Origin of the sequence: Herminiimonas sp. Marseille-P9896 (assembly GCF_903993245.1) — a bacterium.
Classification (GTDB): Bacteria; Pseudomonadota; Gammaproteobacteria; order Burkholderiales; family Burkholderiaceae_D; genus Oxalicibacterium; species Oxalicibacterium contaminans.
On record NZ_CAJEVT010000001.1, the window covers coordinates 156717 to 169016 of the forward strand.

11 protein-coding genes are annotated in these 12300 nt (G+C 54.9%); 5 read left to right on the top strand and 6 right to left on the bottom strand.

The features are described from left to right. Positions 1-4: 4 nt before the first annotated feature. On the bottom strand, positions 5-1702 hold the full coding sequence (locus tag H7U06_RS00770; RefSeq protein ID WP_175624334.1) for a methyl-accepting chemotaxis protein: 1698 nt from the start codon (positions 1700-1702) through the stop codon (positions 5-7). Positions 1703-1894: 192 nt separating this feature from the next. Beyond that, positions 1895-3520: an NAD(P)/FAD-dependent oxidoreductase gene (locus H7U06_RS00775; RefSeq protein ID WP_175624335.1), complete on the bottom strand. Its 1626-nt coding sequence runs from the start codon at positions 3518-3520 to the stop codon at positions 1895-1897. Between the two features lie 471 nt (positions 3521-3991). On the opposite strand from H7U06_RS00775, the gene H7U06_RS00780 reads away from it, so the two are divergent. The 3 genes from H7U06_RS00780 (at position 3992) to H7U06_RS00790 (ending at position 7094) form a co-directional block, all read left to right on the top strand. Beyond that, entirely contained in the window at positions 3992-4486 is a 495-nt protein-coding gene (locus tag H7U06_RS00780) for a chemotaxis protein CheW (protein ID WP_175624336.1), read from the top strand. A 112-nt stretch (positions 4487-4598) separates the two neighbouring features. Further along, positions 4599-6305, top strand: a complete 1707-nt coding sequence (locus tag H7U06_RS00785; RefSeq protein WP_175624337.1) for a methyl-accepting chemotaxis protein — start codon at positions 4599-4601, stop codon at positions 6303-6305. Positions 6306-6563: 258 nt separating this feature from the next. Then, positions 6564-7094 (top strand): SET domain-containing protein, encoded by a 531-nt coding sequence (locus H7U06_RS00790; RefSeq protein ID WP_175624338.1) that lies wholly within the window; start codon positions 6564-6566, stop codon positions 7092-7094. Between the two features lie 45 nt (positions 7095-7139). Here H7U06_RS00790 and sugE read toward each other — a convergent pair whose 3' ends face one another. Both sugE and H7U06_RS00800 read right to left on the bottom strand, forming a co-directional pair. Then, on the bottom strand, positions 7140-7454 hold the full coding sequence (gene sugE, locus H7U06_RS00795) for a quaternary ammonium compound efflux SMR transporter SugE (RefSeq protein ID WP_124572966.1): 315 nt from the start codon (positions 7452-7454) through the stop codon (positions 7140-7142). Positions 7455-8188: 734 nt separating this feature from the next. Further along, positions 8189-8758, bottom strand: coding sequence for a DNA-3-methyladenine glycosylase I (locus H7U06_RS00800; RefSeq protein ID WP_175624339.1), 570 nt, complete (start codon positions 8756-8758; stop codon positions 8189-8191). Positions 8759-8987: 229 nt separating this feature from the next. Between H7U06_RS00800 and H7U06_RS00805 the strand changes: the two genes are divergently transcribed. After that, positions 8988-10229 carry a TIGR03862 family flavoprotein gene (locus H7U06_RS00805; protein WP_175624340.1) on the top strand — a complete coding sequence of 414 codons (1242 nt, stop codon included), beginning with the start codon at positions 8988-8990 and terminating at the stop codon, positions 10227-10229. Between the two features lie 4 nt (positions 10230-10233). Here the strand turns inward: H7U06_RS00805 and H7U06_RS00810 are convergent, their stop codons facing one another. Beyond that, complete coding sequence (locus H7U06_RS00810) at positions 10234-11247, bottom strand: AI-2E family transporter (protein ID WP_175624341.1); 1014 nt, start codon at positions 11245-11247, stop codon at positions 10234-10236. A gap of 21 nt (positions 11248-11268) precedes the next feature. Continuing rightward, on the bottom strand, positions 11269-11748 hold the full coding sequence (locus tag H7U06_RS00815) for a CreA family protein (RefSeq protein WP_175624342.1): 480 nt from the start codon (positions 11746-11748) through the stop codon (positions 11269-11271). A 204-nt stretch (positions 11749-11952) separates the two neighbouring features. Here H7U06_RS00815 and H7U06_RS00820 point away from each other — a divergent pair, with 204 nt between their 5' ends. Beyond that, on the top strand, positions 11953-12255 hold the full coding sequence (locus tag H7U06_RS00820) for an antibiotic biosynthesis monooxygenase (protein WP_175624343.1): 303 nt from the start codon (positions 11953-11955) through the stop codon (positions 12253-12255). Positions 12256-12300: the final 45 nt, after the last annotated feature.

Below are 12300 nucleotides of genomic sequence, written 5' to 3' on the forward strand. Positions count from 1 at the left end.
CTACTCAGAACTGCTCCCACTCGTCACCGACTGGTGCCGCACCGTTAGCCCGCAGTTTAGGCTGCGGTGCCGGTACCGGAACTCCGGACGATTTCGTAGCGCTCTTACCTAGCTGAACCACACTCGCTGCACGCGGTACAAACGCTGCTTGCGCATCGCTGAGTTTGAACGCACCCACCACTTGTCCCAGCTTGCGCGCCTGATCCTGCATGGATTCCGCAGCAGCCGCAGCTTCTTCCACCAGCGATGCATTCTGCTGGGTGACATGATCCATCTGGCCTATGGCCTGGTTGATTTGCTCGATACCCGCGCTCTGTTCCTGGCTGGCGGCCGTGATCTCGCCCATGATGTCGGTGACACGACGTATGCTGCTAACGATTTCATCCATGGTTGCGCCCGCTTCGGTGACCAGCTTGTTGCCGGTATCAACCTTGCCTACCGAATCCCCGATCAGCGCCTTGATTTCCTTGGCAGCACTGGCAGAGCGTTGTGCCAGACTGCGCACTTCGGTCGCCACCACCGCAAAGCCACGCCCCTGCTCACCTGCACGTGCAGCTTCGACCGCTGCATTCAGCGCAAGGATATTGGTCTGGAAGGCGATGCCATCGATGACGCTGATGATGTCGACGATCTTGCGCGAGGATTCATTGATGGAACTCATGGTCTCGACCACTTGCGATACAACCTCGCCACCCTTGGTCGCGACTTCGGATGCCGACGCTGCGAGTTGATTCGCCTGCCGTGCATTATCTGCATTTTGCTTGACGGTCGAGGTCAGCTCTTCCATAGACGAAGCAGTTTCTTCCAATGAACTGGCTTGCTGTTCGGTGCGGGAAGAGAGATCCATATTACCTGCGGCGATCTCGTTGGATGCAGTGGTAATCGCATCAGTACCCAGACGGACTTCACCGACTATGCGTTGCAGGCCGTCGTTCATGTCTTTCAACGCTGCGAGCAATTGGCCGCACTCATCTTTGGATTCAGCCTTGATGTCATTCGTGAGGTCACCACCGGCCACACGCCGCGCTGCGTCGACAGCTGTTTTCAACGGACGTGTAATGCCTATGGTCAGACGCCATGCGCAAAACATGCCGAATGCCAGCACCAGTGCAGACAACAGCATCAGCTGGCGTGCACTCGCTGCTTCCACTTCACTCAGCTGGGCAGTACCGGCATCCATCTGCTTGCGTTCCAGTTCGACAAATTCGGTGAAGTGATTCTTAAAGCTATCTGCGGCAGGCAGGAAAGTCGCATCGAAATATTTCGCTGCTTCTGCTTCCTTGCCTTCGGTCTTCAGCTTCATCACGCCTTCACGCCCCGCGAGGAAGGTTTTACGGACGTCGAGGATTTTTGCGTACAACGCTTTTTCCTGTTCGGTATTCAGCAGAGGCTCCAGCTTCTGGATGATCTCCATCGACTGCTTGCTGTCATCGGCCGCAAACTTCGCCGAGAACTGTGCCAGTGAAGGATCAGCACTTTTTGCCACGCTGATGGTGCGCGTGATGCTGGCCTTGGTGATCGCTGACCAGTCACTGACCATGCGTTCCTTGGCGATCGGCATCTCCAGCATGCTGCGTGTGATATCGGATACCGCGTGCAACTGGTGTATGCCGTCTGCTGCAATCGCGATGGACAAGGCCAGGACCACGCCAAACCCCAGCGTCAGTCGTGTACCGATTTTCATGTTTGAAAAATTGATCATTGTCTATCCCTTAGGTGGTGGATCTTGTTACGACCAGCCAGGCGGATAACTTGATGCAACTTGAGGCCACGCAGGCAAATACGCACTATTCACAAAAATGATAGTGAGCGGTCATGCACTGCAGAGCTAAGGATGACGCGCCGTGACGTGTGTTTACACACGCACGGGCAGGACTACGAAATGGACAAATATTTAACGCGTGGTGCCGCGGCTGACGCCGTCCAGCATGCTAAGTGCGACAGCTTCAGCCACGCGTATGCCGTCTATCGCCGCCGACATAATGCCACCAGCATAACCAGCGCCTTCACCGGCCGGGAACAGGCCACGTGTGTTCAGGCTTTGCAAATCGTTGTCATTGCGCTTGATGCGGATAGGCGATGAGGTGCGGGTTTCGATACCGGTCAGTACCGCGTCGGCCATCGAGAAGCCTTTGATCTGTTTATCGAAAGCAGGCAAGGCTTCACGGATTGCGGCGATCGCATAGTCAGGCAGCGATGGATTCAGGTCGCCCAGTTTGACGCCTGGCTTATAGGAAGGCAGTACCGAACCGAAAGCTGTCGATGGACGGTTCGCGATGAAGTCGCCGACCAGCTGGCCCGGCGCATCGTAGTTACTGCCGCCGAGTTCATAGGCACGTGATTCCCACTGTCGTTGGAATTCCATACCGGCCAAAGCATGACCCGGATAATCAGCTGGCGTGATGCCGACCACGATACCGGCATTCGCATTGCGTTCGTTACGTGAGTACTGGCTCATACCATTGGTCACGACGCGCCCCGGCTCCGAAGTCGCTGCCACCACAGTACCGCCCGGGCACATACAGAAGCTGTAGACCGAACGACCGTTGCTGGCGTGATGCACCAGTTTGTAATCGGCCGCGCCGAGGATTTCATTGCCCGCATTCGGACCGAAACGGCAGCGATCGATCAGCGATTGCGGATGTTCGATGCGGAAGCCCATGGAGAATGGTTTCGGCTCTATATAAATACCGCGTGCATGCAGCATCTGGAACGTGTCGCGTGCGCTATGGCCGATGGCCAACACGATGTGATCTGTTTCAATGTGTGTACCGTCGGCCAGCTTCAGCCCGCGTACCTGGCCGTTTTCGACTTCGATATCGTCGACCTTGCTCTCGAAACGGAATTCACCACCCAGTTCTTCGATAGACGCACGCATCAGCTCCACCATCTTCACCAGACGGAAGGTGCCAATGTGCGGCTTGCTGACGTACATGATTTCTTCCGGCGCATCGGCTTTGACGAATTCGGTCAAAACCTTGCGACCATAATGCTTGGGGTCCTTGACCTGGCTCCACAGCTTACCGTCCGAGAAAGTACCGGCACCGCCTTCGCCAAACTGCACATTCGATTCCGGATGCAGCTCGCGCTTGCGCCACAGGCCGAAGGTATCTTTGGTGCGTTCACGTACGGCTTTGCCACGTTCAAGGATGATAGGGTTGAAGCCCATCTGTGCCAGGATCAATCCGGCAAAAATACCGCAAGGGCCGGTACCGATGACGACCGGACGTGTTTTCAGACCCGCCGGGGCCTGTGCCACGAAGTGGTAACTGGTGTCCGGGGTCAGGCCGACATGACGATTGCCCGCCAGGCGCTTTTGCACCTTGGCTTCATTCTTTACTTCCACATCCAGTGTGTAGACAAGTGTGATCGCGCTCTTTTTGCGCGCGTCATAGCCACGACGAAATATCGTGTAGGCAATCAAATCATCTGCAGCAATACCCAGCCGCGCGAGGATCGCGGCTTTGAGATCTTCTTCTTGATGGTCGAGTGGGAGTTGAACGTCGGTCAATCGCAACATGCTTGTTTCCAGCCAGGCCCTGTAAAAAACTGTGCTGCCGCCAGGGTCGTGTCGGTCGGCAGGGCGCTATTTTACTCCAGCTAAGCCCTGCGACCACGATGCATATCGGCGCTATCAGGCCGCATACATAGGGTGCGGAGACCGTCATTCCTGCTGGCTCCTGACTTATTTAACAATCTTTTGCCTTCCGGCCCAACATCGGCAGGGGCTAGCTATACACGCATGACATGCGCACATCCTCCTATGACAAAGCCTGTCGGCACCTGCAAATGATGCCAGATTTACGGCTCTCCCCGCACCAGATCTGGCCTCCAGCCTTGTTGACGCAAGGAAACTAATTGTTTAAGGTGGCTGTGCAAGGCTGCAGCAGCTAGTTTGGTCTTGTGGCAATCGCTCTACATCCATTAAAAAATCGACGTTAAAAATTAGACGTTCACAGAACGCTTAACAGAGACCGCAAGGAGGGTGCACATGGCCACACTTAGCACGCAATCCGCCAATTCCAGTCATGGCGAAACACTCGAGTACCTGGCATTCACGCTAGGCCAGGAAGAGTACGGCGTTTCCATCCAGAAGGTGCAAGAACTGCGCGGCTACGATGCCGTCACGCAAATTGCCAATGCCCCCGAGTTCATCAAGGGCGTCGTCAACCTGCGCGGCATCATCGTGCCCATCATCGATATGCGCATCAAGTTCAATCTCGGCACCCCGACCTATGACCAGTTCACGGTTGTTGTCATCCTCAATATCAACAATCGTGTCGTTGGTATGGTGGTCGACAGCGTGTCTGACGTCATCACGCTGACACCAGAGCAAATCAAACCGGCACCGGAAATGGGTGGCGCAGTCGACACCAATTACCTGGTCGGCCTCGGCACCGTCGATGAACGCATGCTGATCCTGGTTGATATCGACCGCCTGATGTCCAGCAACGAGATGGGCCTGATCCAGCAACACGCGGCCTGAACCCAGCCGGCCCTTATTCCTTGTCCGTCCGTGAGGATGGGCGTGCGCCTGTGCACGCCTAAGCGGCAAGTTTTCTTCCATTCCTGTCGCAATTCACTTGTCCGAGAGCATCATGTTGAAGAATTTAACGATCAAATCCCTGCTCCTGTCCGTCATGGGCATACTCTCCCTGCTGCTGGTCGGTACCGGCGTACTGGGCCTGACTTCCTTATCCGTCACCAACAACGCGCTGAAAACGGTGTACGAAGACCGCACCACGGCGCTGGGCGAATTGAATACCGTCATCACATTGCTAACCATCAATCAGCTTGATCTCGCCACTTCGATTTACGGCGATCCGAACCTGGTGCTGCCCAAAATGGATGCCATTGAAAAGCGCGCGAAAAAAATAGAAAGCACCTTCGCCGCTTACTCGCAAACCGAAGCTACCGCCGATGAAAAAGCACTCACGGATAAATTCCGTACCGATTACAAAACATTTGTCGACAAGGCGCTGATCCCGGCGATTGCAGCATCACGCGGCGGCAATGTGCTGCGCGTCACTGAAATCGTGAATGAAACCATGGAAGGGCTGATCACACCGGTGCGCAATGACGTCTCCGCACTGATCGATATCCAGCTGCAAGAAGCAAAGCATGCGTTCGAAGCATCGCAGACGCGCTTCACCTTCGTGCGCGGCATTTCCATCGCCGCAATTATTTTTGGCGTGCTGCTGGCAGGCTTCATGGCGTTCTGGCTGCTGCGACTGATTGTGCGTCCATTGCGTGAAGCAGTCGGCGTCGCCCGCAGCGTGGCGGCAGGCGACCTGACCCAGCAAATCCAGGTACGCTCCGGCAATGAAACCGGGCAACTGCTGCAAGCCATCAAGGACATGAACGACAGCCTGGCGCAAACCGTCAGCGCAGTACGTCACGGTACCGAAACCATCACGCTCGCATCCGGCGAGATAGCATCCGGCAATGCCGACCTTTCCAGCCGCACCGAAGCACAAGCCGGTTCGCTGGAAGAAACGGCGAGTTCGATGGAAGAGCTGACGTCAACCGTGCGCCAGAATGCGGACAATGCACGCCAGGCCAATCAGTTGGCCGCCTCGGCTTCCGAAGTTGCAGTCAAAGGCGGCGTCGTAGTGTCAGAAGTGGTGCAAACCATGAGTTCCATCCAGGATAGCTCGCGCAAAATCGTCGACATCATAGGTGTAATCGACGGCATCGCTTTCCAGACCAACATCCTGGCGCTGAATGCCGCAGTTGAGGCAGCACGTGCCGGTGAGCAAGGACGCGGCTTCGCGGTCGTCGCAGCCGAGGTGCGTAACCTGGCACAACGTTCAGCTGCCGCTGCCAAGGAAATCAAAATCCTGATCGGCGATTCAGTCGATAAAGTGGAAGCGGGCAGCAAGCAGGTGAGCCAGGCCGGTACCACCATGGACGAGATAGTCAGCAGCGTGCGACGCGTGACCGACATCATGGCCGAGATTACTGCGGCCAGCCAGGAACAGACTTCCGGCATCGAGCAAATCAACCAGGCCATCACGCAAATGGATGAAATGACCCAGCAAAATGCCGCGCTGGTCGAACAAGCTGCAGCGGCCGCCGCTTCGCTGCAACAACAGGCTGATGGCCTGTCGCAGGTGGTCGGCACATTCAAGCTGAATGGCGGTGGGCCCAGTCTGATGAGTGAGGTGCGTCACTACACACCTGAGCGGCAAGCGCAGATAGCAGGCAGACCCAGCCACCAGGCGCTGCCAGCCAGGAGTAACAGCGCCCCGGCACAGAAGACGGCCACCGCCGATCGCACCGGCGACGACTGGGAAGAGTTCTAACTGCACGACGGCTGCGCGTGCAATGCGCGCAGCCAGCTTTTATTCGTCCGCTTTTATTCTTCCTGTCATACGCTTGTCATCTCAGTGTTTTTACACTGACTCTGTAGCGTATCTGCACTAATCTCCCGATAAAGCCATGCGCTCAATTGTTCTTGCACGCGTATTGATGGACAATAGCGCGCGTAGCAAGTGGAACGCTACTTGCAGATTATTGTCGGACTCAAGCAAGCCTGAAAAACTCTTCCCTTTAGATTCAACATGACCAAATCGAGCAAGACCCCAACTGCGGCATCCTCAGATAAACCTGCATTCCTCGTCAGAAATTCACCGGTACACGGCCGCGGTGTTTTCGCGACACGCAATATCAAGGCTGATTCGATGCTGCTGGAGTATGAAGGCGAGCGCATCAGCGACAAGGAAGCACTCAAGCGTCACGGCACTGATCCGGAAAATCCGTACCACACCTTTTTCTTCAGCCTCGAAAGCGGAAAAATGATCGATGGTGGTGCAGACGGCAGCGATGCGCGCTGGATCAACCACGCTTGCGAACCTAACTGCGAAGCACGCGAAGAAAAAGGGCGCGTCTTTATCTACACACTGCGCGATATCAAACGCGGAGAAGAATTCAATTACGACTACGGCCTGATCGTCGAAGACCGTCAGACCAAGGCTTTGAAAAAAGCTTACGAATGCCGTTGTGGCGCGGAAAGCTGCCGCGGCACCATGCTGGCGCCGAAAGAAAAGAAATCCGGCAAGAAGAAAAAGAAGAGCAAAAAGAAAGACAAATAAAAAAACGGAGCCATGCGCTCCGTTTTTTATTAGTGCATCAATTATTTAGCTGAAGTACTTCAGACCGGCGATGCCGGAAACAATCAGCATGATGCAGAGTATGCGCACCACGGTGACCGCGTCACCCAGCAGGATCATGCCGAGGATGACCGTGCCAACGGTACCGATACCGGTCCAGACTGCATAAGCAGTTCCTACCGGCAGCGTTTTCATCGCCACGCCCAGCAAGGCGACACTGATCACCATCGCCAGTACCGTCCCAACGGTAGGCCAGAGCCGGGTAAAGCCCTCGGTGTATTTCAGGCCGATCGCCCAGCCAATTTCAAACAAACCCGCAATAATCAGAATAGTCCAAGACATAGTGCTACTTCCTATAGTGTCGAGGCCGTCCTCAATTGATGATGGAGCGGTGGGGTCGTCCCCACTTCCTTATATTTAACGGCCCGGCACCTGAACCAGGTAGCGGCACCTGCAACGATGCAACAAACAGCATCGTTTTGAATCAGCCAGCGGATATTAGCAAATTTTTTAAAAGTGCACCGGACGCGAAAAATGCGTTTCGGCTAGTGAAATGATGCGGGGCTGACATATCTAAGAGGCTTTTTGTCCGCGGAACGCGACAAAGATAGAGACAGTATGTGAGCAGTTACTGTGATTTAGAGAAAGGCTGTAAGGGACTTTAGAGGCAAAAAGTTGCCATATATGAATATTCTATAACTGATATCAGAAAAGGAAAGTGGCCTCCAGGCGCGCCCATCCATATACTTCAGTTGTCTCCTCTATGTCTCCTCCTTTGATATAGATTTAGCCCGCCACCTGCGCGGGCTTTTTTTTTGCCCAAGAATAAGCGATCTGCCAACTTCTCGCAATTTCTTGCAGCACTTCACTGACATATCAAAATAGCTATTTTCATTGTTATTCGCATTGTGAATATCGGATATCAGAAAAGGAAAGTAGCCTGCAAGCACAGCCATCCATATACTTCAGTTGTCTCCTCTATGTCTCCTCCTTTGATATAGATTCAGCCCGCCTTCTTTGAGCGGGCTTTTTTTTGCCTGTCGTTCGCGCAAGTCCCAGCGGGCCTGGCTTACACCCTATTTCTTCCCCTTGTAGCAAAAGCAGTCGACCGTGTGATCGTCGACCATGCCTATCGCCTGCATATATGCATACATAATTGTCGATCCGACAAACTTGAACCCGCGTTTCGCCAGATCCTTGGACAATTGATCCGATATAGCCGTCTTTACCGGCGCATCCTTGATGGTTGCCCAACGGTTTTTGATCGGTTTGCCACCCACATATGCCCACAGATAAGGATCCAGGCCGCCGACTTCGTCACGCAGGCGCAGATATGCCTTTGCATTGCCTATGGTGGCAGCAACCTTGAGCTTGTTGCGGATAATGCCCGGATTGGCCAGTAACTCTGCAACCTTCTTGTCATCGTAGCGTGCGATTTTCTCCGCATCCCACTGGTCGAAAGCGGCACGATAACTTTCTCGCTTGTTCAGTACCGTCAGCCAACTGAGACCGGCTTGCGCACCTTCTAGGTTCAGCATTTCAAACAGGCGGGTTTCATCATGGCAGGGTATGCCCCACTCTTCGTCGTGGTAAGCCACATAAAGCGGACTGTCGAGATTGACCCAGCTGCAACGTGTACGTGTCATGATGGCTTCCTATAGCTTGCAATGAATTGATGTCAGACGCGCATTATCGCCGATAGCGAATATTTGATTTATTGAATACTTGAGCTTGAGAAAAATCCGCCCATGATCAAGAATGGCGCCTTCGCTGCTGCGAGCAATTGCACCAGCCTTCATCCGACACCAGACTCCATGTACACAGCCGCTTACCATCTGATTCGCAACACTCCGTCCTTGTTGAAAGGGTGTGCAGATGCCTGAGCTGCAGAAATATACCGTCGCCATCATCGGCGGTGGCCCTGCCGGATTGATGGCGGCCGAAGTATTGATCGCACAAGGCGTGCAAGTCGATTTGTACGACGCGATGCCATCGGTAGGGCGCAAGTTCCTGCTGGCAGGCAAAGGCGGCATGAACCTGACGCACACCGAAGCTGAACCAGCCTTCGTCGCACGCTACGGCGCACGCGCCGAACAAATCGCGCCCATACTGCAAGACTTCAATCCGGAAGCCTTGCGCGCATGGGTACACGAACTGGGGATACCCACCTTCGTTGGTACATCCGGGCGCGTATTCCCGACCGATATGAAAGCCGCACCTCTGTTGCGTGCCTGGCTTAAACGTCTGCGCGATGCGGGCGTGCGCTTCCATATGCGACACCGCTGGCTGGGCTGGGACGATGCAGGACAATTACATTTCAGCACGCCGGAACAGGAACTGCATATCAAACCCGATGCTGTCGTGCTGGCGCTGGGCGGAGCTAGCTGGGCGCGCTTAGGTTCTGATGGCAAATGGCTGGCAACGCTGGAACAGCAAGGCATACACAGTGCGCCATTACAGCCAGCGAATTGCGGTTTCGAGGTCGCGTGGAGTGCACACTTCCGCGAGCGCTATGCGGGCCAGCCCATCAAGCCCGTGATCGCCACTTATCTCGACCAGCAAGGGCAGTTACAACAAAGACAGGGCGAGTTCGTCATCAGCGAGAGCGGTGTCGAAGGTAGTCTGATCTATGCCTTGTCGTCTGCGTTGCGCGAACAAATCAATAGCACCGGTAGCGCCACACTCACGCTGGACCTCGCTCCCGGCAAGTCAGCCGAACGCGTACTGGAAGAAGTGTCGTATCCGCGCGGCTCACGTTCCATGGCCAGCCATTTGCAAAGCAAGGTCGGCATCGCCGGCGTGAAGGCAGGCTTGCTGCATGAATATCTGACTAAGGAAGAATATACCCAGCCGGCCAAACTGGCCGCAGCGATCAAGGCTGTACCGCTGCAACTGCTGGCGGCACGTCCGATAGACGAAGCCATCAGCAGCGCCGGTGGTGTGTTGTTTGAAGCGCTCGATGCGCAACTGATGGCACGCAGCAAACCCGGCGTATTCTGCGCCGGTGAAATGCTGGACTGGGAAGCACCTACCGGCGGCTATCTGCTGACCGCCTGCTTCGCCAGTGGTCGCACTGCAGGCCAGGGCGCGCTGGACTGGCTGCGCGCGCAAGCCTGAGTCTTTACACCAGGCCTCTATCCATCAATTCTTTTTTGACATAGGCATAGAACACCGGCGCGGCTATCACGCCGGGTATGCCGAATATCGATTCCATCACCAGCATCGCCGTCAGCAATTCCCAGGTACGCGCATTGATATGTGTACCGATGATCTTCGCATTCAGGAAATACTCGAGCTTGTGTATCACCATCATGAACACCAGCGAACTCAATGCGACATGCACCGAGTGCGACAGTGCGATGACGACCAGTATCGTATTTGAAATCAAATTGCCGATCACCGGCAGCAAGCCGACAATGAAAGTCACCACCACCATGGTTTTGCGCAAGGGCAGGTCTACCCCGGCCAATGGCAATATCACGATCAGGTAAATGCCTGTCAACAGCGCATTGATGGCAGCGATGCGCACCTGCGCAAAGACGACATTCCGGAATGAAGCATGCAGCGCGATCATGCGTTCATGCAGAGCCGCTGCCAACGGTTGATACACCCGTGTGGTAGTGGTGTCGTACAAGCCTGCCATCGCGCCTATGATCATGCCGATCAGGATATGCGCCAGAATGCGCCCCGCCTCGCTACCCATGGTGCGCGCTTCCAGCGCATGCGTGTGCAGCCAGCTTGTGATCATGCTGCGCAAGGCTTCCGCATCCACCGGTACATAGGCAGCAATCCAGGCCGGGATCTGGCTGCGCGTCGCCTCCAGGATATCGGCCATCTTTTGCAGCAACACCGACAATCTGCCAACGTCACTGCGGAAGAAGGCAACTGAGCCCCAGACCAGCGCAAACAGGATGATGACGATCAGCGCACTGAGTAAAGCGACGGCAGCAACCTTGCCCTTTTGTCCGACCAGCTTGCGGCCCAATCTCGGTGCCAGCATCTGCACCAGTGAATACACCAGCAAGCCGGAAAACAAGGCTGCCAGCAAACCCTGATGCATCACCAGCAGCAGGGCGAAAGCTGCCAGGAAATAGGAAGCGGTGACTACATGGGAATTCTTGATCGGCGTGGACATGGTGCTCCGCGTGGTGATGGCTTACTTGATAGGGATAGGATTGCTGCGCGGCACCGGCACCGCGGTCACGCCATTTTTCGGACTGCCGTCTATCAACTTATCGGAGTAGGTCAGGTAGACCAGGGTGTTGCGTACCGGATCAACGATGCGCACGATATGCAGGCGTTTAAACAGTATCGACTGCCGCTCGGAGAATACATCTTCCTGTTTGGGTAATTTTCCCTTAAATGTCAGGACGTCGCCGACCTGACGACAGGCGATAGACGCGTCCGCCGTGTCTTCAGCCAGACCCACCGTGCCGCTGACACCACCAGTGCGCGCACGGGATACAAAGCAGGAAACGCCCGTCACCTTGGGATCGTCATAGGCTTCAATCACGATACGGTCATTCTTGCCGAGGAAGCGGAAGGCGGTACTGACTTCACCTATTTGCTGCGCATGCAGCGGCAGCGCTGCCATCGCAATGCCTGCCAACATCAGGCCAACCAGAATTCTTCGCATACTTGTTCCTCTCGTGTAATTCATATTAGAACTCATGTCATAAATATCCGCATCTCACGGATATTCATGACATGAGTTCTAAGCTTACGCACATCGCTGCTGGCTGAACAGTAGCCGCACCGGTATGGAAAACAGCGAAGTGATGCAGCCCACCGGGCAAAATGTAATAATTCCGCATTCACCACACTATTACAGGAAGCAAACATGATTCTCGAACTCGTCGATATCCGCATCCAGCCTGGCCAACAAGCTGAATTTGACGCTGCCGTACAGCGCGGCCTGGAACAAGTGATAGGCAAGGCGACGGGCTATCAATCGCACGTCATCAACAAATGCATAGAAACACCAGAGCGCTACGTCATCCAGATTTACTGGGCGACACTGGAGAATCATACCGTTGATTTCCGTGGCTCACCTGCCTTCCTCGAATGGCGCGGCATCGTCGGCCCATTCTTCGCTTCGCCGCCAGTCGTGGAACACTTCAACATCCTGTCGAAATCGGCCTGAGCCATTCCCGACCAGACACAAAAAAGCCTCGCTGCTGTTTAACAG

Coding starts and splice junctions, on each gene's coding strand:
- H7U06_RS00780 (WP_175624336.1), top strand. CDS start 3,992: ATGGCCACACTTAGCACGCAATCCGCCAATTCCAGTCATGGCGAAACA.
- H7U06_RS00800 (WP_175624339.1), bottom strand. CDS start 8,758: ATGACACGTACACGTTGCAGCTGGGTCAATCTCGACAGTCCGCTTTAT.
- sugE (WP_124572966.1), bottom strand. CDS start 7,454: ATGTCTTGGACTATTCTGATTATTGCGGGTTTGTTTGAAATTGGCTGG.
- H7U06_RS00815 (WP_175624342.1), bottom strand. CDS start 11,748: ATGCGAAGAATTCTGGTTGGCCTGATGTTGGCAGGCATTGCGATGGCA.
- H7U06_RS00775 (WP_175624335.1), bottom strand. CDS start 3,520: ATGTTGCGATTGACCGACGTTCAACTCCCACTCGACCATCAAGAAGAA.
- H7U06_RS00790 (WP_175624338.1), top strand. CDS start 6,564: ATGACCAAATCGAGCAAGACCCCAACTGCGGCATCCTCAGATAAACCT.
- H7U06_RS00810 (WP_175624341.1), bottom strand. CDS start 11,247: ATGTCCACGCCGATCAAGAATTCCCATGTAGTCACCGCTTCCTATTTC.
- H7U06_RS00785 (WP_175624337.1), top strand. CDS start 4,599: ATGTTGAAGAATTTAACGATCAAATCCCTGCTCCTGTCCGTCATGGGC.
- H7U06_RS00805 (WP_175624340.1), top strand. CDS start 8,988: ATGCCTGAGCTGCAGAAATATACCGTCGCCATCATCGGCGGTGGCCCT.
- H7U06_RS00820 (WP_175624343.1), top strand. CDS start 11,953: ATGATTCTCGAACTCGTCGATATCCGCATCCAGCCTGGCCAACAAGCT.
- H7U06_RS00770 (WP_175624334.1), bottom strand. CDS start 1,702: ATGATCAATTTTTCAAACATGAAAATCGGTACACGACTGACGCTGGGG.